At 69.2% G+C, this 24703-nt stretch carries 26 protein-coding genes; 15 read left to right on the top strand and 11 right to left on the bottom strand.

Annotated features, from left to right (window positions below; genetic code table 11):
- The 4 genes from DB30_RS43275 to DB30_RS34775 form a co-directional block, all read right to left on the bottom strand.
- On the bottom strand, positions 1 to 170 hold a 170-nt coding region (locus DB30_RS43275), incomplete at its 3' end, for a hypothetical protein (RefSeq protein WP_153258452.1).
- Positions 171 to 258: 88 nt separating this feature from the next.
- Positions 259 to 447, bottom strand: a complete 189-nt coding sequence (locus DB30_RS34785; RefSeq protein ID WP_052557319.1) for a hypothetical protein — start codon at positions 445 to 447, stop codon at positions 259 to 261.
- 307 nt (positions 448 to 754) lie between these two features.
- Positions 755 to 1264, bottom strand: coding sequence for a tRNA (adenosine(37)-N6)-threonylcarbamoyltransferase complex ATPase subunit type 1 TsaE (gene tsaE, locus DB30_RS34780; protein ID WP_052557317.1), 510 nt, complete (start codon positions 1262 to 1264; stop codon positions 755 to 757).
- 27 nt (positions 1265 to 1291) lie between these two features.
- Positions 1292 to 1801, bottom strand: coding sequence for a hypothetical protein (locus DB30_RS34775; protein ID WP_052557315.1), 510 nt, complete (start codon positions 1799 to 1801; stop codon positions 1292 to 1294).
- A gap of 114 nt (positions 1802 to 1915) precedes the next feature.
- On the opposite strand from DB30_RS34775, the gene DB30_RS34770 reads away from it, so the two are divergent.
- From DB30_RS34770 to DB30_RS34745, 6 genes are all read left to right on the top strand, one after another.
- Complete coding sequence (locus DB30_RS34770) at positions 1916 to 4183, top strand: M1 family metallopeptidase (RefSeq protein ID WP_052557313.1); 2268 nt, start codon at positions 1916 to 1918, stop codon at positions 4181 to 4183.
- A gap of 2 nt (positions 4184 to 4185) precedes the next feature.
- Positions 4186 to 5034 carry a hypothetical protein gene (locus DB30_RS34765; protein WP_052557312.1) on the top strand — a complete coding sequence of 283 codons (849 nt, stop codon included), beginning with the start codon at positions 4186 to 4188 and terminating at the stop codon, positions 5032 to 5034.
- 15 nt (positions 5035 to 5049) lie between these two features.
- Positions 5050 to 5538 (top strand): hypothetical protein, encoded by a 489-nt coding sequence (locus tag DB30_RS34760; protein WP_146661969.1) that lies wholly within the window; start codon positions 5050 to 5052, stop codon positions 5536 to 5538.
- A 122-nt stretch (positions 5539 to 5660) separates the two neighbouring features.
- Positions 5661 to 7811, top strand: a complete 2151-nt coding sequence (locus DB30_RS34755; RefSeq protein ID WP_146661967.1) for a vWA domain-containing protein — start codon at positions 5661 to 5663, stop codon at positions 7809 to 7811.
- A 120-nt stretch (positions 7812 to 7931) separates the two neighbouring features.
- Positions 7932 to 8075, top strand: a complete 144-nt coding sequence (locus tag DB30_RS34750) for a hypothetical protein (protein WP_153258450.1) — start codon at positions 7932 to 7934, stop codon at positions 8073 to 8075.
- Positions 8076 to 8119: 44 nt separating this feature from the next.
- On the top strand, positions 8120 to 8962 hold the full coding sequence (locus tag DB30_RS34745) for a hypothetical protein (RefSeq protein WP_052557306.1): 843 nt from the start codon (positions 8120 to 8122) through the stop codon (positions 8960 to 8962).
- A 19-nt stretch (positions 8963 to 8981) separates the two neighbouring features.
- On the opposite strand, the gene DB30_RS34740 is transcribed toward DB30_RS34745, so the two are convergent.
- Positions 8982 to 9662 carry a redoxin domain-containing protein gene (locus DB30_RS34740; protein ID WP_052557304.1) on the bottom strand — a complete coding sequence of 227 codons (681 nt, stop codon included), beginning with the start codon at positions 9660 to 9662 and terminating at the stop codon, positions 8982 to 8984.
- A 59-nt stretch (positions 9663 to 9721) separates the two neighbouring features.
- Here DB30_RS34740 and DB30_RS34735 point away from each other — a divergent pair, with 59 nt between their 5' ends.
- The 5 genes from DB30_RS34735 to DB30_RS34715 all read left to right on the top strand — a co-directional run bounded on the left by DB30_RS34735 (position 9722) and on the right by DB30_RS34715 (position 15245).
- Complete coding sequence (locus tag DB30_RS34735; protein WP_146661963.1) at positions 9722 to 10561, top strand: alpha/beta fold hydrolase; 840 nt, start codon at positions 9722 to 9724, stop codon at positions 10559 to 10561.
- Positions 10562 to 10791: 230 nt separating this feature from the next.
- Complete coding sequence (locus DB30_RS34730) at positions 10792 to 11808, top strand: alpha/beta hydrolase (RefSeq protein ID WP_052557300.1); 1017 nt, start codon at positions 10792 to 10794, stop codon at positions 11806 to 11808.
- Positions 11805 to 13046, top strand: coding sequence for an aminotransferase-like domain-containing protein (locus tag DB30_RS34725; RefSeq protein ID WP_052557298.1), 1242 nt, complete (start codon positions 11805 to 11807; stop codon positions 13044 to 13046). Before DB30_RS34730 ends, DB30_RS34725 begins: the two co-directional genes overlap by 4 nt.
- Before the next feature lie 220 nt (positions 13047 to 13266).
- Entirely contained in the window at positions 13267 to 14481 is a 1215-nt protein-coding gene (locus DB30_RS34720) for a fibrinogen-like YCDxxxxGGGW domain-containing protein (protein ID WP_052557296.1), read from the top strand.
- Positions 14482 to 14492: 11 nt separating this feature from the next.
- Entirely contained in the window at positions 14493 to 15245 is a 753-nt protein-coding gene (locus tag DB30_RS34715) for a lysophospholipid acyltransferase family protein (RefSeq protein WP_052557294.1), read from the top strand.
- Between the two features lie 19 nt (positions 15246 to 15264).
- Here the strand turns inward: DB30_RS34715 and DB30_RS34710 are convergent, their stop codons facing one another.
- Genes DB30_RS34710 through DB30_RS34700 form a run of 3 tightly spaced genes read right to left on the bottom strand, consistent with a single transcriptional unit; the run spans position 15265 to position 18370 of the window.
- Entirely contained in the window at positions 15265 to 16119 is an 855-nt protein-coding gene (locus DB30_RS34710; protein ID WP_052557292.1) for an STM4011 family radical SAM protein, read from the bottom strand.
- On the bottom strand, positions 16119 to 17519 hold the full coding sequence (locus DB30_RS34705; RefSeq protein WP_240480399.1) for an STM4012 family radical SAM protein: 1401 nt from the start codon (positions 17517 to 17519) through the stop codon (positions 16119 to 16121). The genes DB30_RS34710 and DB30_RS34705 overlap by 1 nt, the downstream gene beginning before the upstream one ends.
- Complete coding sequence (locus tag DB30_RS34700; protein ID WP_052557290.1) at positions 17516 to 18370, bottom strand: STM4013/SEN3800 family hydrolase; 855 nt, start codon at positions 18368 to 18370, stop codon at positions 17516 to 17518. The genes DB30_RS34705 and DB30_RS34700 overlap by 4 nt, the downstream gene beginning before the upstream one ends.
- A 57-nt stretch (positions 18371 to 18427) precedes the next feature.
- Between DB30_RS34700 and DB30_RS41910 the strand changes: the two genes are divergently transcribed.
- Both DB30_RS41910 and DB30_RS34685 read left to right on the top strand, forming a co-directional pair.
- Entirely contained in the window at positions 18428 to 20473 is a 2046-nt protein-coding gene (locus DB30_RS41910; RefSeq protein ID WP_052557288.1) for a hypothetical protein, read from the top strand.
- 11 nt (positions 20474 to 20484) lie between these two features.
- The gene (locus DB30_RS34685; protein WP_052557286.1) at positions 20485 to 21432 is read left to right on the top strand and encodes an alpha/beta fold hydrolase; all 948 of its coding nucleotides are present in this window, start codon (positions 20485 to 20487) and stop codon (positions 21430 to 21432) included.
- A gap of 33 nt (positions 21433 to 21465) precedes the next feature.
- Here the strand turns inward: DB30_RS34685 and DB30_RS34680 are convergent, their stop codons facing one another.
- Entirely contained in the window at positions 21466 to 21714 is a 249-nt protein-coding gene (locus DB30_RS34680; RefSeq protein ID WP_146661959.1) for a hypothetical protein, read from the bottom strand.
- Positions 21715 to 21838: 124 nt separating this feature from the next.
- Here DB30_RS34680 and DB30_RS34675 point away from each other — a divergent pair, with 124 nt between their 5' ends.
- Both DB30_RS34675 and DB30_RS34670 read left to right on the top strand, forming a co-directional pair.
- The gene (locus DB30_RS34675) at positions 21839 to 22102 is read left to right on the top strand and encodes a hypothetical protein (RefSeq protein ID WP_052557282.1); all 264 of its coding nucleotides are present in this window, start codon (positions 21839 to 21841) and stop codon (positions 22100 to 22102) included.
- Positions 22103 to 22201: 99 nt separating this feature from the next.
- Positions 22202 to 22621, top strand: coding sequence for a DoxX family protein (locus tag DB30_RS34670; protein ID WP_052557280.1), 420 nt, complete (start codon positions 22202 to 22204; stop codon positions 22619 to 22621).
- 33 nt (positions 22622 to 22654) lie between these two features.
- Here the strand turns inward: DB30_RS34670 and DB30_RS41905 are convergent, their stop codons facing one another.
- Together DB30_RS41905 and DB30_RS34660 are read right to left on the bottom strand one after the other, a co-directional pair.
- Entirely contained in the window at positions 22655 to 23290 is a 636-nt protein-coding gene (locus DB30_RS41905; RefSeq protein WP_153258448.1) for a hypothetical protein, read from the bottom strand.
- Positions 23291 to 23427: 137 nt separating this feature from the next.
- Positions 23428 to 24597, bottom strand: coding sequence for an oxygenase MpaB family protein (locus tag DB30_RS34660; protein ID WP_052557276.1), 1170 nt, complete (start codon positions 24595 to 24597; stop codon positions 23428 to 23430).
- Positions 24598 to 24703: the final 106 nt, after the last annotated feature.

The raw sequence follows: 24703 nt of genomic DNA, 5'->3' as shown, positions 1-24703 counted from the left end.
CGGCCGGCCACGCGCGACCACAGGCAGGCCCGGTAGCCCAGCGCCAGCGGGCCGTGAAACGCGACGCCGCCCGTGCGCGCCTTCGGGCCCTCGGCGCCCAGCGCCTCGAGCTCGGCTAGAAGCAGGTCCTCGGCCCCGCGCGGCGCCGTAGCAAAGAATTCGTGGGTCATCTCGGGTATCAGTCAAACGCAGACGCGCGCGAACCAAAGGCTCGCGCGCGTCTGATCTCGTGGGAAGTAGCGGACGCTACGATCCAAGTTACAGATCGTGCGGTCGAACGGTGCTGCGCCCGTTTTGGGTGCAGCGGTGGATCGCGGCTTGAAGCATCGCGTGGACCTTGTCAGAGACAGCGGCGACGAGCTCGCCATCGCTGCGCAGGCCGGCCTCTCGGACGACCTCTTTGATCTTGGAGCCTACGACGACGATTTCCTTGGGTTTGTTGGCCATGACGGGGACCTCTCGTGTGCTTGGGAGCGTGCGTGGGATTGGTAAATCGGGGTTTGCGGCCGTTAGGCCACACCGCGACGACTGCGGTGCCGCGCACGATAAACGGCGCGGGGTGGGCTTGGCAAAGGCAAATTCGGCCAAAGTGGCCCCGGCACCCACGTGAGCGCTCGATCGAGACGGCGCTGCGATCGCCACCTGGCGATCCCGATCACGCGCAAACTGGCGTAATCAGGGGTATTTTTGGGTGTTCGCGGGCGATCCGGGGGTCCGCATCACAGGCCGACGCGACCGCGTGCGTGGGGCTTGCTCACTGTCCTGTCGCCGCTGCCTGGGCCTGCTCGCGGTGATCTTCGAGCCTCAGCCGGCGCACGGCGGGTTGATCTGGCACCCGTGACAGCGCAATTGAGAGGTGTTGCTTCGGTGCGTCAGCCCACAACTCGGACCACTCGACGACCAGCACGCGATCCGGCCCGGGGAGCTCGTCGTGCTCGAGCCCGAGCGCCTCGAAGGCCGCGCTCGCGACCGGGCCGTCCTCGCCAAGCCGAAACAGATCGACGTGGACCAGCGCGACCGGGCCGGGGTGAATCATGCAGACTGTATAGGTTGGGCTGCACACGCGATCGGGCCGCGCCACGCCAAGCCCCCGCGCGAGCGCCCGCACCAGCGTGGTCTTGCCGGCCCCCATCTCACCGCGCAGCAGCACCACGTCGCCGCCCCGCAAGCTCGCGCCCAGCGCCTCGGCCCACGCGAGCATCTGCGGCTCATCGAACTCGCGCCCAGGGTCTGCGCCCGCGGGCTGGTCTTCGATCGCTGGCATGCCCCGCGAGTGTAGCCCTGCCCGACTTCATGGGTCGATACCAGGGGTGTCGCGACACTCGGCGCGAGGGATGTCATCGTCACACGCGAACACGGTGACCGAGCTCCACCCCTTGTCGACGCAGTAGCTCACGGTCACCTGCACGCGGGTTGGCTCGCCGGGCTTCGCGTACCACTGCTCGACGATCCCGCACTCTTCTTCGTCGCGCACCGCGTTGTCGGCGTTGGCGGCGAGGAGCGGGAGCGGCGTGACGTCTTGCCAGCCGTTGGACTGCATGTGCTTGGCCCAGGCGGCGTCGGCCTGGTCGGGCGTCATGTCGGTCAGCTCGTAGCGGCGGTGGGTCGCCTGATACTGCCCGTCGTCTTGCGCGGGCCGACACATCACCCCGCCCGCGGGACCGATGACCTGCCCCAAGGTCCCGTCGAGCGGTCGCTCGTCGATCACCATGCCCTTGCCCCCGCACGGCTGCTTGCTGCACCCGATCAGGACCACCGCTGTGAGCGACGTGAGCAGGACCCGTCCGATCGACCGTGGCATGTGCCGCGATTTTCGCGCTACCGCCCCTGGCCCGTCAACTGCGAGCGGACAGCCCCGGCGCCGGACTGGCCGCGATTGCGCGTCTGCAGAGGCCGGTGGTACCCATGCGCCGCCATGTCCAGGTCTGCCGCGCGAGCGTGTCGAACGCCCCGAGCACTCGCGCTCGGGCTCGGGATCGTCGCCGCGCTCGGGTCCGGCGCGCTCGGCTGCGACGACGCCGAGCCGCCCAGCTTCCCCGCGATCCCCGAGCCCGAGCAGGCGCTGCGGCCCGAGTCGGTGCGCGGGGTGATCCCAGAGCAGGCCCACGTCGTCGACTATTGGATCGACGCCCGGCTCGACGAGCGCGCCCACGAGATCCACGGGACCCTGCGCATGGCTTGGCGCAACCGGACCGCGCGCAGCGTCGATCGCCTGCCGCTGCATCTGTACATGAACGCGTTCCGAGCCGAAGACAGCGCGTGGATGGCCGACGCCCGGGGCAGCCACCGCGGCCAGAATCTCGCGCGGGATCGCTGGGGCTTCGTCGACGTCTCGCGGGTCTCGCTGCTCGCCCACAACCCCGCGCAGCCGAGGATCGTGCTGGAGCAGACGCCGTCGCAGCCGGGCGTGCCGCTGCGCTTTGGCGAGGACGCCGAGCCTTCGACGATGACCGTGACCCTGCCCGAGCCGGTCGGCGCGGGCGAGTCGGTGGTCCTCGAGCTCGAGTTCACGACCCGGCTCCCGCAGGTGTTCGCGCGGACCGGCTACTACGGCGACTTCCACATGGCCGGCCAGTGGTTCCCCAAGATCGGCGTGCTCGAGGAGCAGGCCGGCTGGCAAGCGCACACCTTCGGGCTGTTCTCGGAGTTCTACGCCGACTTTGGCGACTACGAGGTGTTCCTCGACGTGCCCAGCGACTACGTGGTCGGCGCGACCGGCGTGCGCGTGGGCGAAGAGGCGCCAAGCGAGGGCCGCAAGCGCCTGCACTACCGCGCGCAGATGGTCCACGACTTCGCGTGGGTCGCCGATCCAAATTTCATCGAGCACTGGGGCGAGTACGAGGGCATTCGGATCCGCCAGCTGATCCAGCCCAAGTTCGTCGACGACGCCGACACCCACCTCGAGGCGCAGAAGCTCGCGCTGGCCAGCATGGAGGCCCGGTTCGGCAGCTACCCGTGGTCCACGATCACGATCGTGCACGCCCCCGAAGGCGCCGGGGGGGCCGGCGGCATGGAGTACCCCACGCTCTACACGACCTCGAACATCGCCGACTCACCGCTGCCCGCGTGGGTGCTGCGCGAGCGGATCACCGGCGTGTTCACGACCGTGCACGAGTTTGGCCACCAGTATTTTCAGGGCCTGTTCGCCTCCAACGAGCACGCGCAGCCGTGGCTCGACGAGGGCATGAACACGACCGCCAATCAGCTGGTGTACTGGGACGCCTACGGCGACGATCCGTGGGTCGTCGAGCTGCTTGGCCACCCGCTCACGACCAAGGACTTGATCGCGCTGTCGATGCTGTTTGGCGCCGACCGAGACCCGATCGATCAGCCGGCGGACCGCTTTGATCCGGTCGTGGAGTCGTACGGGGCCGTGACCTACCAAAAGACCGCGGCGGTCATGCTCACGCTGCGCGAGCTGTGTGGGCGCGCGCCGTGGGACCGCGCGATGGCCCGCTACGCGGCGCTCGCCCGGTTTGCCCACCCCAACGGGGCGCTGCTCGAGCGTGTCCTCGTTGAGGAGATCGGGGATGAGCGCGGGCGCCTGGCGATGGTCGGCGATGGCGGGCCGGGCACGGTCTGGCTCGACGTCCAGGACTACCTCGATCAGGGCCTGCGCGGCGCGGCGCTGCCTGACTTTCGGCTGCTCGCGGTCGGCAACCGCCGGGCGCTCGGCGACGCAGGCTGGCACCGCGTCGCCGAGGGCGAGCCGCTGCCGCCCGAGCCACCGCAGGCCGTCATCGCGACGCAGCGGGCCCTCGCCGGCCTGTTTGGCTACGCGCCGCCGATCGGCCCCAGCGGCTTGACGCGCAGCGAGACCCCCGGCGACTGGAACACCAAGGTCGCCGCGCTCGACGACGACCGCGTCGAGGGCTTCGTGGTCGTTGGTCGCCGAACCAGCTTCCGCATGCCCGTCGAGGTCCTCGTCGAGTTTGGCGACGGCGAGCGGCTCACCCTCGTGTGGGACGGCCAGGCCGACCATCACCGCTTCGACTTTCCGGGTCGCCGGGTGACCAAGGCGATCGTGGATCCGCGCATGCAGGTGCTGCTCGAGGCCCGCAAGCTCGACAACGCAGCGTGGGCCAAGGACGCCGCGGACCCACCCGCGGAGCCGCTCTCGGGCTGGCTCGGCGACATGGATGAAGCGGCCGCGCTCGCGGTGCTTGGCGGCCTGGGGATCTGAGCATGGACGACACCCTGGCAACACCCCTGAGCCCAGGCGCGGCGACAGTCCCCCCGCGCAAGCACCCGCGCAGGCGGACGCGGGTGTTCGCGGCGCTGCGCCGGGTCTTGGTCGCCCCGGGCTTCGTGCTCGCGATCTGGGTTGCGAACCTGTTAGCCGCCAAGCTGCTCGCGGGTCCCGGCCGTGCAGCGGCGCGCGCCGGGATGCGCGACTGGACGTGGTTCGACGACGGTCACCGGATTCGGGCGGTCGTCGAGCTGCTCGCCGACGAGCCTGCGATCGCGGCCGCGATCAGCTCGAGCGTGGTCTCGGCGGCCGTGGTCGCCGGGATCTTCTCGCTGCTCGCCGCCCCAGCGATCCTCACGCGCCTCGACGGCCAGCGCTCGCTCGCGTGGATCGTGGGCGCTGTCGGCCGCGAGCTCCCGGCGATGTTGGTCCAGACCGGCTACAGCCTGGTGATTCGCGCGGTCTGCCTGGGCCTCGCGGGGGCTTGCGCGGCCGGCTTGGGTCCGCGGGCCCTGCCGCTGATCTTGCTGCTGGTCAGCTTTCCAGTCTTGGCGCTCGATCGCGCCAGGGCGGCGGTCGTGTTGGATGACGCCCGCCCCTACCACCCAATGACGATGTTGCGCGCGGTCGGCCATGTTGCGCTACGACCGCTGTGGTGGTTGAGCGGCACCGTGATCGAGACCCTCAAGCTCGGCGTGGTGATCGCTGCGCTGCTGTTGCTGATCGAGGCTGGGCCCTCGCCGATCTCCATCTGGGTCGCGCGCGCGGCTGGTCTGGCCGCGGTGATCCTCAGCCTGTGGCGAGTGGCGTTGGCGGTCGAGGATCGCGGCGCCAACGCTCCGTGAACAGAAGCTCCCTCTTTGTCCGGGGCCGAAGATCTGGGACCGTGGGGCGTGCCCGTTCGCGTGCATGAGCCGGGTCGACTCGTGACCGCCGACGCGGGCCGCGTGCACGTGACGCGATACGTCGATGTGATCACGCTCGAGCTCGCGCACCAAGCCGAGGCCGACTACCTGGAATTCTGTCAGGAGATCGGCGGGCGCGTGCCCGTGATGATGATCTCGGAGCGCGTCGTTCCCCTGCCTCCGGTCGAGGTCCGCAGGTTCTGGCGCGAGGCCGCCCGCAAAGAGCCCGGCTACGAGGCCGTCGCGTTGTTGATGACCGGCGTGGTCGGGTTGATGGCAGCCGCCGCGACCCACTTGGGCGAGCAGCTCGTCGAAGTCCTCGGGGTTCGGTTCCGCAGCTTCAAGCAGCCGGCCGACGCCGCGCGCTGGCTGTGTGAGGCAGCCAACTGCGGGCTCGAGCACGAGGAACTCGCCCAGCGCATTGTCGATGTGCAGTCGCTGTGAGCGGACGCGGCGTCACTCTGCGGGGAGACGCCGCGAGTCTCCCTCAGAGCGGGCCGTAAACCCAGTCCCGGCGGGCGTCTCGAGCCGCGGAACTTGTCGAGGACCCTCCTGTCGTGGGCGCCGTGGCAAGTGTTTTCAGCTCGGGCGCGGGCTTTGGGCCCGCTTGCGGACCCCTTGGTGGACGGATTGCGTCGACCCTGTTGCTGAGCGGGTCACTCAGCTGGGGGGCCGTCGCCGCGGCGAGCAACCCCATCCCCAGCTCGACGCCGATCGAAGAGCGGGTCCACGACGTTCAGCTCGACGCGAGCCCCGAGGGCGCGACGCTGATCGTGACCCGCTCGCTGTTCAACCCGGGCCCGCTGCCCGCCGAGGTCGAGCTCCCGATCCCCCTGCCCTGCTCGGCGTCACTCGACGCCGTCGCCGTGCAAGCGCCAGACGAGACCGGCGCGCTGATCTGGCGACCGGCCGAGCTGCTCGACACCGACGAGGCGTGGGATCGCTGGCAGGCGTGGGTCGAGGGGCCGCCCGCCGACATTGAGCCGGCCTTGAACGCCGACACGGCCGTGCACGTGAGCCGGTCGGCGTGGGGCTGCGAGGCGAGCCTCTCGATCTACCCGATCCCGCCCATGCACACGCGCAGCGTGTCGTACCGCGTGTTCGTGCCCAGCGTGTACGCGGACGGACGGCACGTGATCGAGCTGCCCCAGATGTCGCCATACGGCCGCCACGCCACCGTCGAGCTCGACCCACCAGCCGACCCCGCGTTCACCCTCAGCGTCGACGGTCAGCTGATCCTGCCGAGCGGCGCGAGCCTCGACGGCGATCTCGAGCACCGGCTCGAGTTCACAGCGCGCGATCGTGGGAGCGGTCACGCGAGCGCGGCCGACCTCGATCTCGCCCAGCTCGTCGCCTCCACGCCCGCAGCCCTCGCCGCGCTCGACCCTGGCGTCAGCCCGACCGATCTCCCCCACCTGCTGGTCAGCGACTTCGAGGCCCCGAGCGAGCTGGCCCGGCTGCCCAAAGTCCGTCGCGTCGTCGTGGTCCTCGACGCCTCGCGCTCGATCCGTGCGCGGGAGCGTACCCAGCTCGTGAGCCTTGGCGCCGCGTACCTCGAGCAGCTCGCGCAAACGAACGCGTCGAGCCAAGCCACCGCCGAGCTGCTGTTGTTCGACCGTCGGGTTCGCCGCGTCTATCACGACTTCGTGCCCGCCGGCTGGGCGGGCGAGGATCTGCCCAAGCTCGACATCGCCGTCGGCAACGGCAGTGAGATCGGCGCGGCGATCGACGTCGCCCGCGGTCTGCTCGAGCAGCCGACCACGGCCGACGGCGTCGACTGGATCATCGTGCTGAGCGATCTCTACCTGCGCCACGACTTCCCCGTCGACGACGCCCGGCAGGCGGCCGCCGCCGCGACCCCTCGCGTCCACGTGGTCCGCGTCAATCCGAGTGATCGAGTCGAGTTCGCACCTGGCGCCGCCATGGATCCTTGGACCGCGGTCGCGCGCGGCGCCGGGGGCATGCTGTGGGAGATCGGCGCGAGCCGGCTCGACCCGGAGCGCGCCGCCAACGAGCTGATCGCTCCCACCCGGATCTGGTCGCTGGCCCTCCAGCTCGAGTTTGCCGGCGCCGAGCAGCGTGAGGTCGCGCTCAAACCCTGGCTCGAGGCCGGCGCCCACCAACACTACGCCGATTTCGCCCACCGGGGCGCCCCGCTCGAGCGCGCCGTGTTCGTGGGTGAGGTCTGGGGCCAGCGCCGGGCATGGGCGGCGATCCCCACCGATGCAGCCGGGCGCCGGGTCGCCGCGGCCCTCGCCACGGACGACCCGGACGACCTCCTGTCCGACGCGGATCGCACCGCGCTGGCCTTTCACGCCCAGGTGATCTCGCCGTACACGTCGGCGTGGGCGGTGGCCGGCTTCGACGGCCCCGCTGCCGCGCCACGCTCGGGCCTTGGCACGATCGGTCTGGGCGGCTACGGCGGTTCCTTTGGGTGTGGCCACGGCCATGGCCTGCGCACCCACGGGACCCCCCACCGCGTGAGCTTCGACTCCATGGTCCAGGCCGCGCTGGACCGCTGCGGGGCGACCACGGGCCGGTTCGGGTTCGAGACCACGGATCTCGAGATCGTCGCCGTCGACAGCCCTGACTGGTGTATCGCGCAGGAGCTGTGGGATCTGGACATCACCGCGACCCAATCCAGCGGGCGCAAGCGGGTCACGGTCGAGCACGTCGACGGGGTCCTGACCAACCTGAAAGCCGCCAGCCCCGTGTGACCCAGCTCTTTGGCGCCCCCCCTTTGGCGCCCCCCTTTGGCCCTGTCCTTTGGCCCACTGTGGCCATCGACACCCTACCGGACAGGTCCTAGAGAGCGCCCCAACCAAGAGGCGTCTGCCATGACCTCCAAGATCAGCACCAAATTCAACTCCGCGCTCATCAACGCCGCCACGACGGGTCCCTTCTTCCGGGCCCTGTTGGCCATGCGAACCGGCCAGGTGGCCAAGCCCCAACCCCGCCGCCAGCCTGCGCTCGCTGCCTGAGACATCGCCAAGGCAAGCGTCCGCCAAAGTGCTACCCTCGCGGCATGCCGTCGCCGTTGCTTGGACTGGCCCTCGCCTCGACCCTGAGCTTCGCCGCTCCCGGTGACGCCACGGAGGCGCCGATCATCGTCGTTCCCCTGGCGCCCGCTCCCCAGCCGCCGCCGCCCACCGTACCCGACTGGGGGCCAAGCTCGAGCGTGGCGGTCTCTCAACCAGCGCCCGCCGTTCCGCTCGCCCCACCCGCGCCGGTGATCCGAACGCCGAACAAGCCAATGATGGGCATCGGCTTGTTCGTTGGCGCCGGCGTGGCGTTTGGCGTTGGGCTTGGCGGTCGCCTCGATCAGGTCGACCACGCAACCCGCAACTGCGAGCGCTGGCAAGCCAGCTCCAGCGGCGGCGCGCCGTTCAACAGCCTCACCGGCTGCTTCGACTACTTCGACTCCCCCGGCTTGGACGCGAACGACATGTTCGTTGGCGCCGCGTACGGCACCTCGATGGTGCTCACAATGATCGGCTCGGGTGCGCTTGGTCAGCACAAAGCGTGGCAGACCGTCTACGGCGACGGGCGCGTGCGCAACCCCAACGGTCGGTACGTGTTCGGGGCGATCTTCACGGGCCTCGGCGTGGCCTCGATCGCGGCTCACTACGCGCTGGTCTACACCGACGCCCAAAACCCCTGCACCTCGTGGGAGTGCAACGTGCAGCGGCGGGCGCTGTGGATCGCCGCGTCGGATGGCGGGGCGTTGATGCTCAATGCTGGGTTGGGGTTGTTCTCGTGGGCTGGCAACTATCGGCGCAACCTCGAGAAGTATCAGCGTCCGCAGTGGTCCGTGATGCCCGGGGCGGCCCGCGGCAGCGTTGGCGCCACCGCTGCCGTCCGGTTTTAGCGTCCTCGCGCGCCTTTGCTCAGATGCAGGGCTCGCCCACGCAGGCGCCGGGGCAGCAGCGGAGCGCTTGGGCGTCGCCGTCGAGTACGGCGAGCAGCTCGGCGAGATCCGGGCGGCGGCCGCCGAGCTTGCGGTAGGCAACCGTTCCTCCGGTGGTCAGGATGATCACGGCGAAGTCGAGCCCGCCAGCGTGTTCGGGCGCGGTGACGGGGATCAGGCGCGCGGCGAGATCGGCGTCGGGATCGCCCGCGACGGGGGTCTGCAGGGCGACGTCGTTGGCCCAGCGCAGCGCGGCCTCCGGTTCGAGCGGGCGCACGAACACCAAGGTCGCGGCGCGGGCCTCGAGCTGGGCGAGCTCACGATCCAGGCCACGCACCCAGCTCGTGAGCGCCTCATGCTCGGCGCCGCCGATCCAGACCAGCACCACGGGTCCGGCCGCGAGCGAGTCGGCGAGCTCGAACCGGCCCTGATCGGCCAGCGGTAGGCTCAGCGCGTCGAGCTGGTCACCAGGCGCGAGCGCGTCGACGTAGTCGGGGTGGGCGCCGTAGGCTCGATCGAGGATCGGCAGGCGGGTTGGACCGGGCTCGGGTGCGGCGCTGGCCCCCGGTCGCTGACACGCCAGCACGAGCATCGACGCTGACAGCAGCAACGCGAGCTGCGGGAGTCTCATGGCTTCGTGGTGAGCGTGGTCGAAGGCCATGACCGGCGGCGATGGTAGCAGGCGGCGAAGGACACCAAGAACCATGTTAGTGGAGGCGCGTGCACCCGCAGCAGGCCTCCGATCCACCGCTGTGTCGCGGGATGCTGCAGGGCCGCGCGATCACGTGGGTCGACAGCGGGCCGCGCGAGGGGCCTTGCGTCGTGATGGTGCACGGGCTGCCGGGATCGCACCGCGACTTTCGCTGGCTCGCGCCGCCGCTCGAGCGCGCGGGGCTTCGCGTGATCCGCCTCGACATGCCGGGCTTCGGTGGGACGGAGCCCATATCCCCGCGGTTGTCGGCGCTCGCCGAGCACGTGCTGGATCGCCTCGATCACCTCGAGATCGAGCGCGCGGTGCTGGTGGGGCACTCGCTCGGGGGGCCGCAGGCGTTGATCGCCGCGAGCCGCGACCGCGATCGGGTGCGCGGGTTGGCGCTGATCTCCTCGGTGGGTCTGCGGCCGCATCGGGGCTTTCGGGCGATGAGGGGGCTGCCTCCAGCCGTCAACCGCGGGCTTCGTGCGCCGATCTTGCGGCGGCCGCTGATGCGGATCGTGGCGGCTGGGTTTCGTCGCGCTGGGTTTCCGGCGCGCACCTCTGATCGGGACATCCGTCGAAGCTTGGAGGTCGTCGCCGCGGTCGATTTCCGGTTGATCGAAAATGCGGTCGCGGCTTTGTTGGCGCCGACCTTGCTGGTCAATTGTGACGACGATCCCCTGGTCGAGCCCGCGATCGGGTTGGAGCTTGGCCGGGCGTGTCCGAGTGGGCCGCGATTGCGCTTTGACGACGGTGGGCACAACCCGCAGAAGTCGCAGGCGTGCGAGATCGCGGAGGTGCTGGAACCTTGGGTGCGTGAGTGCTTGCTGGCCGGAGATGATCGCCCGCGCCCCGTGTGCAAATGAGCAGGTACAGGTCCTTCGGGCGGGGCACGCTTGCGGGGGCTTCAGCCTAGCCAAATGAGCAGGTACAGGTCCTTCGGGCGGGGCACGCTTGCGGGGGCTTCAGCCTAGCCAAATGAGCAGGTACAGGTCCTTCGGGCGGGGCACGCTTGCGGGGGCTTCAGCCTAGCCAAATGAGCAGGTACAGGTCCTTCGGGCTGGGCACGCTCCTGGGCTCGTGCGAACGTGAGTCCGTGTCCAGCTCGCTTCGAATTTCGCTGCTGCTCGCTTGCACACTAGCCGCCTGCTCGCGCCCCTCGACGACCGATTGCCCCCCAACCACCAACACCGCAACCGCACAAGTCGCCCCCGCGCCCCCCGCCGAGCCGAGCCAGGACGCCCCACCGCCCGCGCCCAAGGTCGAAGCCCTCACCGTCAAGGCCGACGACGGCCACGAGCTGCGTCTGTGGGCGCTGCTCCCCCCCCCCGACCCCGAGCACCCCCCTCACCGCTCCATCCTGCTCGTCCACGGTCGCACCTGGAGCAGCCTCCCCGACTTCGATCTGCGCGTCGGCGACGACACCTCGCTGTCGCTGATGCAGACCCTCGTCAGCAACGGCATCCCCGCCTACGCGCTCGATCTGCGCGGCTACGGTGGCACGCCGCGCGACGCCAGCGGGTGGGTCGAGCCCGATCGCGCCGCCGAGGATCTCGCAGCCGCGCTCGCCTACATCCAGACCGCCCAAGGCGAGGCGCCCGATCTGCTGGGTTGGTCGCTCGGCTCGCTCGTCGCCCAGCTGACCGTGCAGCGGCACCCCGAGGCCGCGCACGCGCTGATCCTCTACGGCTACCCGCGCGACCTCGACACCCGCACCCCGCCCGACACCGCACCCACCGAACCCGCGAACGAAGCCAACACCGAGCCCGCGGCGCGCAGCGACTTCATCACCGAAGGCACGATCAGCGAGGCCGCGATCGCGGCCTACGTCAAAGCCTCGCTCGCCGCCGATCCCGTGCGCACAGACTGGCGCGCGATGGAGCAGTTCGACGCCCTCGACGCCGAGCTGATCACGATCCCCACCCTCGTCATCCACGGCGTCGCGGATCCGATCGCCAGGCAGCTGTGGCAGGCCAAGCTGTTCACCCGCATGACCGTGCCCGAGCGCCAGTGGGTCGTGATCCCCCAGGCTGATCACGCCGCGCACCTCGAGCAACCCAAGCGGTTCACGCGAGCGCTGCTCGGCTTCCTCGACCCCGAGCCATCGCCATGACCCAGGGTCTGGATCGCAAGGGTCTAGATCCCGATCACCCGCTCACCGTCCAGGCTGGCCCCTTCGTCCAGAGCTCCGCGCCGCCGGGCGTGATCAACCTCGGGCTTGGCCAACCGTCGCCGCGGCTGCTCCCGATCGCGGCCCTTGGACAGGCCGCCGCCGCGCAGCTGCGCGAAGGCAACGATCCCCTGGTGCTCCAGTACGGCACGGCCCGCGGGTACCCGCAATTTCGCGACTCGCTGGCCGCGTTCCTCACCGCCGAGTACGCCCACGAAGTCTCCCCCAACGAGCTGATGGTCACCGGCGGCACCTCGTCGGCCCTGACCTTCGTCAGCGAGACCTTCGCCCAGCCCGGCGCGACGGTGATCACGGAGGACCCGACCTACTTCCTGGCCCACGACATCTTCGCCAGCGCCGGCCTGCAGGTCCGCGGGATCCCAACCGACGCGGCGGGGCTCGACGTCGACGCCCTCGAGCAGCTCCTCACCCAACCCGACACGCCGCCCCCCGCCTTCGTCTACTGCATCCCCGCGTTCCAGAACCCGACCGGGGTCAGCCTCAGCTCCGCGCGGGCGCTTCGGCTGATCGACCTCGCCGAGCGCCACGACTTCATCATCGTCGCCGACGAGCCCTACGCTGCGCTGCGCTACTCGCCTGGTGACGAGGACGACTACGCCGGCAGCCTCGCCCGCTACGACCAGGGCCGCGGCCGCGTGCTAGCCCTGGGATCGTTCTCGAAGCTGCTCGCCCCCGGCCTGCGGCTGGGCTGGGCCCACGGCGCCCCCGCGCTGATCGAGCGACTCGCGGCTCACGGGGCCCTGCGCAGCGGCGGCTGCCTCAACCCGGTGATCGCGAACATCGTGCATCACACGCTCGACAGCGGGTTCTTGGCCAGCCACGTCAACCAGCTGCGCGCGGTCTTTGGTGCACGCTGCCAGGCGCTGAGCGAAGCCCTGCACGCGCACTTGCCCAACGCGGCCTTCCTCCCGCCGCGCGGCGGGTACTTTTGCTGGGTCGATCTGGGCTTCGATCTGGGCTTCGATCTGGGCTTCGATCTGGGCCAACGTGTGGACACTGCCACGCTGCTCGAGCGCGCGACCCAGCTGCGCTTCATCCCGGGCAGCCGCTGCGCAGTCCAGCGAGATCTGAGCAGCTTCGTGCGGCTGAGCTTTGCGTTCTACGAGACTCACGAGCTCGTCGAGGGCGTGGCTCGCCTCGCCGAGCTGGCTCACCGCTGAGTCCCTGCGCCCCTCCTTGCTTGATCCCGCTCCTGCGTTTCGCGCTCGCGCGCGATGCGTACGTCAGGACCACGCAGCTCCCAACTGCGAGCGATGCTTTCGTGGGGGAATCGAGTTTGTGTATGCTGGCCGCCCTGGTGGCTACGCCACCACCGGAGCGATCAACATGCCTTTGAACAGCGTCTCCCTTACCGGTCACTCCCGGTCCATCCTTCTTGCGTTGGTACTTCCGCTCGCCTGCTTCCGTGGCGGCAGCGACGAGGTCGGCTCGCTGGACACCAGCACCACGGCGGACACCAGCACCACGGACGAGCCGTGTGACGTTGGCACGCTCGACTGCGAGTGCACGTCAGGCGACGGATGCAATGCGGGGCTCGTGTGCAACGGCGGCATCTGCGAAGAGATCGTCGCGGTCTGCGGCAACAGTGAGATCGAGACCGGCGAGCTATGCGACGACGGCAACTCCGACAACACCGACTCGTGCACGACGTTGTGCATGCCCCCCAGCTGCGATGACGGGATCGTCAGCGGCGACGAGATCGCCGTCGATTGCGGGATCGCAGCGTGCAACATGGGCTGCGACTTCGGCGAGGCCTGCACGATCGCCAACGACTGTCTGTTCCCCGTGTGTGGCCCCGGCGGTCGCAACGACACCAACATCTGTCAGCTCCCGATCAGCTGCCAGGACTGGCGCGCGTTCAACCCCGCGGCCGGCGATGGAGTCATAGCGATCGACCCCGACGGCGCCGCCGGACCGATCCCCGAGATGGACGTGTTTTGCCACATGAGCAAGAGCGGCGGTGGCTGGACGCTGGTGTTCACGGCCAGCGACGACGGCGAGAACACCTGGACGTGGAACAACCGGGCCAAGCTCGCCGGTGAGCCCGACACAGTCGGCTCGCTCGACATGACCCACCTGGACTTCATGTCGCCGGCCTATCACGCGCTCCCAGCCACGGATCTGCTGTTCGTCCACCAGCCCTCCGATGTCTGGGCTCACTACGCCAACGTTGGCGTTGGCGCCCAGACCCTGGGCGACATCATCGTGGCCGCCGGCTCGCCCGTGTGTGACTACAGCCTCGCGGGCAACGGCCACGAGCTCGCGGCCGGCACCCTCACCGAGTCCGGCCAGCTGTGCGACACGGATCTCTACTTCAACTTGGGTGACCACGAGATGGACCTGGTGTCGTGCATGGACTTTGGGTCCGGCTCCAACACCGCGTCGTTTGGTCCGGTGTGGAGCGCTGACAAGGGCGCGGGCTGTCCGTTCGACGACCCAGCGGAGTTCGGGCTTGGCCCGCACGGCCCCTGCGGCGTGTGCCCGATGCAGTTCCCAAGCACGGAATTCAACTATCTCGGCTTCGCCAACGCCCTGAACCTCAACACCGGGGCACAGGGCGCGGGCGAGAACTACATGCAGATCTACGTCCGCTAGAGGATCCGGCCGTGGCCGATACACACGCCAAGGCGACCCTCCAGGACTGGACTCGCTCGATCCCCGCCTCGGCCCTGCTGGCGTCGACGATGCTCAGCTGCGACCTCCCGCTGCGGGCGATCAACAAGCTGCGCGGCCGCGAGTCGCTCGTCGACGCCGGACACCTGCTGGCCAAGGTGATGTGGCAGGCGTTCGCCATGACCGGGGCCACGCTCGAGGTCGTTGGACGCGAGCACATCGACCCCAGCGCGCGCTACCTGATCGTCGCCAACCATCAGGGCTTCTCCGATGTCATCGTGATCGCGACGGCGCTGCGCGAGCTCAAGCCCCGCTACGTGGCCAAGCGCGAGCTCGCCCATGGGTGGCCCAGCATCTCGTATCTGATCACCGCTAGCGGCTCGGCGGTCATCGATCGCAAGCAGCCCGAGGCCGCGATCGCCGAGATCGAGCGACTTGGCCGCGACGCCAAGCGCGAAGGCTGGAACGTCGCGATCTTCCCCGAGGGCACCCGCGCCAAAGATGGTGTCGCCCGCACCTGGAAAGTCCGCGGCACACAGGCCCTGCTCGACGCCACGCGCCCCTGCAAGGTCTTGCCGGTCTCACTCATTGGCGGCTCGGAGCTGTTCGCCCACAACGGGCTCCCGTTCACCGCCAACGTGCGCATGCGCTGCCACGTCCACCCGCCAATTGACCCGCCCGAGCCCAGCGAAGACTTCGCCGCCTGGCTCGAGACCGTCCGCCAGACCGTGTCTTCGGTCCTGTAGGCGGGCCATTCGGAGCCGCCTACAAGATCCTGGCGGCGAGGCCGTCGGCAAACCGCGGGCGCAGCTTCAGGCGATCGAGGTGGACGTAGCCAATGAAGCATCCACAGCTCGACTGGGGACACGGCCGATCCGCGAGCATGGCGTCGAGCTCATCGTCGTAGAGATTGCCGAGCGATCGCTCGACGAAGTGACACCGGCTCACGCGACCGTCGCCGCGCACGAGCAACGACTCGCGGCCAGCTGCGCAGGGCTGTCCCAGGCTCTGGTGGCGCACGGCGTTGTACGAGAACAAGGGATCGATCGCGGCGAGCCGCTCGTGCTCGCCATCCACGTAGTAGCCCGGACCGCGGCTCTTGTAGGCGTTGATCCACAGGTACACGCTCGCGCGCAGGCGAGCCCGCAGCTGCTCGATCAAGTCAAAGTGCTCGCGCAGGCCGACCACACCCACGCTGTAGCGGATCCCCATGTCGTCGAGCGTGGCGCAGCGATCCGCGAACGCGTCAACGCTGGTCTCGCTCGGGTGGAAGGTCGTCCACAACCCCAAGGTCTGCCGCTTGGCCTGGGCCAGCGCTTCGAGCCGGCTCGAGAGGTTGGTCTGGATCGCGACCGCGGCGACGTGAGGCATGTGCGAGAGCTCGACCAGCGCGCTCGCATAGTACGGCCGGATCAGCGCCTCGCCCCACGGCGTGAACAAAATTGAGAGCCGCCGTTGGTGGGCCTCCGCGTCGCCGCACCACGTCACGAAGCGGGCCAGATCGGCCTCGTCTTGGGCGAGCTCGGCCCGCGAGCTGACCTGCTTGGCGAACGGACAATAGCCGCAGTCGTAGTTGCAGCTCGACAGCGGGCCCCGCCAATTGATGTGAAGATCGAACATCAGCGCAGCTCGAAGTCCTTCGAGGCCGCGCGCACGGCTTCGGAGTAGAGCCACGGGGCGATCGCGTCGGCCCACTCGAGCCCCGTCGTGGTCGGCCGCAGGTAGTCAGACTGCGGGCCAGACTCGCGCACGATCAGCTGGTGCGCGCGCAGCTGCTCGATCTCGTCTGGATACTCGTCCTCGACCTGCGCACCGAAGCGATCGGCGTACGCGCGCAGCGACAGGCCCTCGCGCTGCAGCAGCGACTGGATCAGCCAGCGCCGCCGCTGCTCGTCGCCGCTCAGCTCGATCCCGTAGCCCGCGAGCCGCAACTGCGCGTCGCTGCGCTCGATCCAGTCGCCCACGATCTCGCGGATGCCGGCGCTGCCGACCGCCCAATCATCGCTGTAGTGCAGCGAGCGCGTGTACGAGCGCGCGCCAACGCCCAGCCCGATCATGCCGTCGGCCTGGCAACAATAGACCGGCCCCTCGTCGCGCCCCGGCTTGGTCAGCCGTCGGAACATCCGCATCGAGACCTGCTCGTAGCCAAGCGCGAGCAGGTGGTCCCGACCCGCGCGCAGGCACGCGAGCCGCTGGTCATCCCAGCTTCGCTCGCGCCGACCCAGCCCGGTCAGCGGTCGCTGGTAGAGCGGGTACAGATACAGCTGCTCGGGGGCCCAGGTCAGCGCGCGATCGATCGCCGCCACGAAGCTGCGCGGGGTCTGGCCAGCGATGCCATAGATCAGATCGATGTTGAGCGAGGCATCGCTGTGCTCGCGGATCCGATCCAGCGCCTGCTCGCCCAGCGTGACCGCCTGCGGGCGCCCGAGCGCGCGCAGCTCGTCGGCGAAGAAGCTCTGGATCCCAATGCTGATCCGCGAGGTCCCCCGCCCCTGCAACACGGCCAAGCGCGCCGCGGTGCAGGTCTCGGGCGAGGTCTCGACCGAGCCAGGGGTGCCCGCAAAGTCCAAGCCCCAGCGATCGTCGAGCAGCGTGAACACGCGCTCGAGCTGATCGGGATCGAGCAGCGTTGGGGTCCCGCCGCCGAGCGCCCAGCGGGCGAAGCGGGCGTTTGGGATCGCCTCGTGGACCGCGTCGATCTGCCGCGCGAGCGTGTCGATGAAGCGCCCGGGCAGCTCGGCGCTTGGGTGCTTTTGCGTGAACAGGTTGCAAAAGCCGCAGCGGACCCCGCAAAACGGCACGTGCACATACAAGAACAGGTGCTGGTGATCTTCGGTGGCCCACACCTCGTGCAGCGGCCGCGGCTGCGGCAGGGCCCGATAGGCGGTCTTGTGCGGGTACGCGTAGCCATAGCCAACAAACGGCGAGCCCCGCAGCAGTGCGGCGACGTCGGCCGGCCGCGGATCCCGACCGTAGCCGCGGACCCGATTGTGGCCCGCGCTCGCTTCCAGCTCGCTCACGCGACCCCCCGGGCTGGTTGCTGCGCTTGTTCCTGCGCTTGTTGCTGCGGCAGCAGCAGCTCGGCGTAGGGCACGTCCCACACGACCGGGTGCGCGAGGCGGTGGCCGACGTAGCCGTCGTCGCCGTACGCGGTGCCGTGGTCCGAGCACACGATCGCCAGCAGCGGCGCGCGCCGACGCAGCGCCGCGAACAAGGGCGCGAGCTGACCGTCGACGTAGGCGAGCGCCGCCGCCTGGGTCTCAGGATCGTCGCGCTCGCGACCGGGCAGGTAATGACAATTGGGCTGATGCAGGGCAGACACGTTCACGAAGCAAAACACCCGGCGCGCGTCGGGCAGCGCGGCCACGCGATCACAGCACCACGCGACCTGGTGGGCGGTCGAGTCTGGATCGGTGACGCCAAATTCCGGGCTCCAGCGGTGCTCGTCGAACAACCGCGGCATCGCGCTGCCGAGCGGGGTCAGGCCATTGAAGAACCCGACCCCGCCGGCACAGATCGCGTGATAGCCACGACCGCGAAGCCCCGAGACGAGATCGCCAGCCTCGAACACCGCGGTCCGCTCATGGATCGTCTCGCTCCCGGGGAACGCCATCGCAAACAGACGCGGGTGCGGACCCGGCTCGATCGGGGTTGGCAAGAACCCAGCGAAGAAGGCCTGGTGGGCGGCCCAGGTGAAGCTGCCCGGTGTGTGCCGTCGCTCCCATTTGCCCGCGGGGGTCCCACGCAGCAGCGCCGCCAAGTAGGGCGTCTTGCCGTCCCGCAGGGCCTGAACCGCGACGTCGTAGCGCAGCGTATCGAGGGTCAGCAGCAGCAGGTCGTGGGTCCCCACGCAGGCTGCGGCGTCGAGCATGGCCGTGGTTCTAACCTAGATCGCCCGCGCGGGCCCAGCTCGTAATACCCTCTGTCCATGACACGCTTGCCAAGCCCTCGATCGACCTCTCGCTGGCCCGCGCTGCTTGGCTGCGCGCTGCTCTCGCTGGGGTCCGCAGCCTGCAACGACGGGTCCCCCGCGGTCGAGACCAGCACTGAGACCAGCGGCGATGGTGACGGTGACGGTGACGGTGATGGCGACGGCGATGGTGATGGCGACGGTGACGGCGACGGCGACGGTGAGGCGGTCGTCGACTGGCCCACGCTCGACTGCGATCCGCTGGTCCCCGAGCTGTGCGGCTTCCCGTTCCCCAACAACGTGTTCTCCGAGGCCGACCCAAGCACCCCCACAGGCCGCCGCCTGGCGCTGAGCCAAGCGCTGATGCCCAAGTCCAACTACGAGCCAGACCCAAGCAGCTTCAACCAAAGCGACGGGTTCTCGCCGTCGAGCACGATCATGACCTTCATGCCCGGCGCCACGACAACCGGGCTCGCCACGCCGATCACGATCGCCACCTCGCTGTCCCCCGACTCGCCCACGGTGCTGCTCGATACCAGCACCGGCGAGCGCGTGCCCCACTGGGCCGAGCTCGACGTGTCTCACACCGACGACGCGCGTCGGGCCTTCATGATCCGCCCGGCCGTGCGCCTCGATCCCGACACCCGCTACATCGTGGCGATCCGTCAGGTCGTCGATCCGTCCGGGACGCCGCTCCCCGCCAGCGAAGCCTTCCTCGCGCTACGTGACGACACCGCCAGCGAAGATCCCTCGATCGAGCAGCGGCGCCCCCTCTACGCCGACATCTTCGCGCGCCTCGCAGACGCCGGGATCGCGCGCGAGAGCTTGCAGCTCGCCTGGGACTTCTCGACCGCCAGCGACGAGAACATCACGGGCAGCGCGGTCCACATGGTCGACGAGGGCCTGGCCTTGGTCGGCCCGGATGGGCCCGATTATGTGATCGACAACGTGACCGTGGATCCGGCCCCCGGCATCGCCATGCGCATCGAGGCGACGATGACCGTGCCGCTGTTCCTCGACGACCCCGGCGGCGGCGGAGCGATCATCCACGGCGACGACGGCCTGCCCGAGCCCAGCGGCACCGCCGAGTATCCGGTGCTGATCCACGTGCCAACCTCGGCCGCCGACAGCCCGGCGCGGCTGATGGCCTACGGTCACGGGATGCTTGGCTCGCGCTGGGAGATCACCGCCGACCACCTCGAGGCGATGGCCGCCGATCACAACGTGATCGTGTTCGCTACCGACTGGATCGGCATGGCCGAAGACGACGTCGACAACATCGTGCAGCTGCTCTCGACCGGTCACATCGACGACTTCCACACCGTGCCCGATCGCCTGCAGCAGGGCTTCTTCAACGCGTTCGCGGCGATGCGAATGCTGCAAGGCAAGTTCGCCGATGACCCGATCATGCAGGGCGTCAACGGCAGCATGGTCAACCCCGAGGACCCCTGGTACTTCGGCGGCAGCCAGGGCGGGATCTTTGGCAGCTGCTACATGGCGCTGAGCCCCGACGTCACCCGGGGCGTGCTCGCGGTCCCCGGCCAGCCCTACAGCTTGCTGCTCAATCGCTCGGTCAACTTCTCGCAGTTCTTCACCCTGATCAACACGGTCTACGCGGACAAGCTCGATCTGCGCTTCTTCGTCGAGCTGGTCCAATTGCAGTGGGACCGCGCCGAGCCGTCTGGGTTCACGCGTCACATCATCTTGGATCCACTGCCGGGCTCGTATGAAAAGGAGGTCCTGATGCTGGTCTCGATCGGCGATCACCAGGTCACGACCCTCGGCGCCCACGTCATGGCCCGCGAGCTCGGGGTCCCGCAGATCGGCCCGGCCAACCGCGACCTGTTCGAGATCGACGTCGTCGAGCAGCCCTACGTTGGCTCGGCGATGATCGAGTACGGCTGGGGGCTGGGCCCCGAGCCGATCGTGAACGTGCCCATGACCGAGGGCGAAGACCCGCACGGCAAGCTCGCGGACATCCCGATCGCGGTGACCACCGTCGAGCAGTTCCTCCGCACCGGCACCGTCGAGACCTACTGCGACGGCGTCTGCGATCCGATCTGAACCAACTTCAAATGCCCGAGATCACCGACACCATCGCGCGCTGGACCGCAGCGGCGCTGCTCGTGAGCGCGAGCGGCTGCAACGTGGTCCGCATGACCGAGAACCGGCTCGAGCGTCGCTACACCCGGGCGGACTTGTCGGCCCACACGCTGCACGCCACCGGGCTCGAGCTCGCCTACCGCGACAGCGGCCCGCACGCCTCCAGCCAGCACACGCCCGTGCTGCTTCTGCATGGGTTTGGCGCCTCGGCGATCTGGCAGTGGCCGCACCAGGTCGAGGCGCTGGCCAAGACCCGGCGGGTGATCGTCCCCGATCTGCTGTGGTTCGGCGAGTCGATCGCGGCGGTCGAGGACTTCTCACTCGACGCCCAAGTTCACACGGTCCAGCTGCTGCTCGCCGAGCTCGAGCTCGACCGCGTCGACGTGGTCGGGGTCAGCTACGGCGGCCTCGTCGCCCACGAGCTCGCGGTCAACGAGCCAGATCGGGTCCGCAAGCTGGTCCTGGTCGACAGCCCGGGTCGGGCCTTCTCGCTGCCAGAGTACCGCGCGCTGTGTGCCCGGTTCGAGGTTCAGTCGGCCGCGGAGTTCTTGATCCCCACGGACATCGCGGGGGTCCAGGTGCTGCTCGAGCTCGCGTACGAGCGCCCACCCAGGGCGCCGGACTGGGCCAAGCGACAGATCCTCACCGGACTGTATGCGAATCACCCCACGCAGAAGGCCGCGCTGATCGACACACTCGTGGCCGACATCGATGAATTCTCGAGCCGGCCCCTGCCCGCCCCACGGCCAACGCTGGTCGTGTGGGGCGAGCATGATCCCGTGTTTCCTCTCGACGCGGGGCAGCGGCTGACGAAGATGCTCGACGCGACGCTGGTGGTGATCCCCGATGCTCGGCACGCGCCCAACATGGAGCACCCCGAGGCGTTCAATCATGCGTTGATCGAGTTTCTCGACCAGTGAGCGCGCCGTCACGCCGCTCGCGCTGAACCAGACTCAGGCGCCGCGCTGCGACCGATCAACCTGGCCCTGAGCAGCTTGCCGAGCGCCGCGCACCATGCGGTACGTGAGCACGGTCCCGCAGCTCAAGCTCAGGATCTTACCGGCCAGCTCGATCTCGTGGGCCGGGGTCTGCTCGTGCCCAGGTCGGGGCTGCAGATCCGGTCGAACACTGATCATCAGGAGAATGACGCCACACAACAACCCCGAGAACAGGGTCCAGGAATTCGTGATTCGTTCGAACATGAAGACTCCGGTGCGTAGAGCCGCTGCGCGGGAAAAAGGGTGCACAAAATCGACTCGCGGACGCCAAGACGGCGGTGATAGCCTCGCAGCACGCGAGCGGCTGGTTCGCGCGCACTGGTACCATGTGACAGCGGCAGATCTTACAACGAGCGCGAGCGCGCAGCGCGTCGCCATCCATGTCGACGATGTCCGCGTCGAGGTCCTCGCGGGCACGAGCTTGGCCGCCGCGCTGCTCGACCTGCGGATCGGCGATCACGCGCTCCATGCCCCAACCGACTGGGCACCGAACTGGCCGCCGATCTGGCCGCCGATCTGCGCGCCGATCTGCGCGCCGATCACCCCCCGGGCGCCGCTGTCACGGGTCACCCTCGATCAACTTCGATCGTGAACGGTGGGACGCCGCGGGCTCCGCTGGCGCTCCAGCTGCTCGACGGCGCCGCCGGGAAAGCCACCCCCGACGCGCCGTGACTGCGAGACACTGGCGAACATGTCCGCGCGCCAACGTCAGGTCAAAGCCGTCTTTCGGACCTTGCTTGGTGTGCTGATGGTGCTCGCTGGCGCGATGCACTTTCTCAACCCCGAGCTGTACCTGGCGATGATGCCGGACTACCTGCCGCTTCACGCCGCCGCGGTCTACGTCAGCGGCGTCGTCGAGATCGCGCTGGGCATCGCGCTGTTCGTGCCCAAGACTCGCGCGCTCGCAGGCTGGGGGCTGATCGCCCTGTATCTCGCCGTGCTGCCGGCCAACATCTGGATGGCCACCGAGGGCGTGCAGCCGCCCGGCTTGGAGATGTCGCCGACCGCTGCGTGGCTGCGGCTCCCGATCCAGGGCGTCTTGATGTTCTGGGCCTGGGCGGTGTCCCGACCCAACGCGGACGCAGAAGCGACGAGCCCGGACAGCGAGTAGCGGCCCGGGCTCGTTGGCGCGAAGCAGCGGTGCTCAGGGGAGCGCGCCGCCGTTGATCCAGTCGGCGATCAACATTTGATCCGCGTCAGACAATGGGTTCGACGAGACCGCCCCGCCCGTGTTGGGCATCTGGTTGGTCATCGTGGTGTGGGTGCCGGCGATCTTTTGGTAGAAGTAGCTGTTGTCCGCGTCGCCTGGGGTCACGCGATTGAGGTTGGGGTCCTGGGTCGCGGGCACATTGACGAGGTTCGCGAGCGCGACCGCAGCGTTCGGCATGGCAAGAGCCGCTGGCGCGCCGCCAGTATGGCACGAGCAGCTGTTCATGATGATCGGGTAGATCTCGCCCTCGAACGAGATGTCGCCGTCACCGTCTCCGTCGCCGTCGCCGTCCCCGTCCCCGTCGCCGTCGCCGTCGCCGGTCGGGTCGCCGTCTCCGTCTCCGCTCGGGTCTCCGTCTCCGTCGCCGCTGGGATCCCCGTCGCCGTCGCCCGGGTCTCCGTCCCCGTCGCCGCTCGGGTCTCCGTCTCCGTCCCCGCTGGGATCTCCGTCGCCGTCGCCCGTCTCCGATGCGGTCGTCTCTGCGGTGCCGTCATCCGTGCACCCCGCGAGCGCGCCACCAAAGGTCAGCGCCGCGGTAATCGATAGACAGATCAAATGAGTTTGATTCATGGGCGAGAGCGTAACCCGGCGCACCCGAGCCACACAGAAAAAAGGCCCCATGAGTTCGCTGCCCGCGGTGAACCAATCTACGAAGGTGTCCGCAAGCGGGCGAGAAGCCCTCGCCCGAGCTGAAAACAGTTGGGGGATCACGACGACAGTCGAGTGGGCCGGGCGAAGCGAGCCGGATCGCCTTGCAGCGACAGCTCGACCACCCACGCCCAATACCTCGCGCCGGCCCGACGCAGCTGGGTCTCCACGCCGGGCACCCGCGCCCGCGCCCACTCGCTGGCCCCCACCAGCTCGGGCACCACCGGCAGCAGCAACGACCACACGGGCGCGTGAGCGATGCCCAGCTGATCTGCGACCTCATCCCCGATCAACATGCGCGAGAGCCCGCGAACCATGCCGCCACGAAGCTTGGCCAGTTGCCCCGTGGGCCCGCCCGGCAGCGTGGGTGGTGGACCCAGCAGCGCAGCCGTGAGCGCCCGGCTGTCGTCGTCGGGTGGGCCTTGGGTACATTGGATCAGCTCGCGCAGCGCCGCAGCCTCGGCGTAGTCACGCGGCAACAGCTCGGCCTCGGTGCCCATCACCCAGCCAACTAATTTCCACAGATGCACCCAATCCTCGCGCTCTCGTTCGCTCACGTCGAAGCCGAACAGGCGCAGCCCTTCGACGTAGACCTCGGAGAACAGCAGCGTCGTGGCGAGCATGTCGTGTTGGTTGATCGGCATGGCCCAGCGCGCGCGATCCCACCGGCCCGAGGCCCACAGCAAGCGCCGAACTTGCGCGTGCATCAAGCGGACGTGCAGCGTGATCAGCCAGCCCTGGGCACCGGGCTGCATCCCGCCGGGACCACACACCGCGGTCACGAAGCGGGCCGTCTCTGCCACCCGACGCGGCGCTTGCTCGCGCAGCCGGCCCGAGAACGAGAGCGGCTTGTTGCCAGCCGGCGCCACGTAGCCGCCAAGCAGCGCGCGAAGGCTGAGCACGAAGCCACCGAACATCCCCGTCCGCTCGAACAGCCGTCGCGCACGCTCGACGCGATCCCACTCGACCCACGCCGGGACGTCGCGGACTGCCTCGAACAGCGCCGCGACGGGCTCCGGCAGGGCTGCGCTCGCGCTCTGCCACGCCGTTGTGAGATCGAAGCGCTCCGCCTGATCGGCGTGGTTGGCCAACCACTCGATCAATGTGTCGGCTGCCGGATCACAGCGCTCGAGCGCGGCGAAGCTGCGGCTCGCCAGCGGACCAAACCGCGCGAGCGCCCACTGTGCCCTGTGGACCCGCGGGTGGACCGTGGCGCTTGGCTCACGCATGCGCCAAGCATGGACCAATGCCCACGCCAGCGCGACCATCCACCCACCCACCCGATCGGGCGACCCGCCCCGCCCGCGCCAGCAAAGCGGCTGCGCCCGCGCTCGC

Origin of the sequence: Enhygromyxa salina (genome assembly GCF_000737335.2) — a bacterium.
In the GTDB taxonomy this organism is placed as follows: Bacteria; Myxococcota_A; Polyangia; order Nannocystales; family Nannocystaceae; genus Plesiocystis; species Plesiocystis salina_C.
Note: the sequence above shows the minus strand (reverse complement) of the source record. Positions and strands in the feature narration are given on the sequence as shown.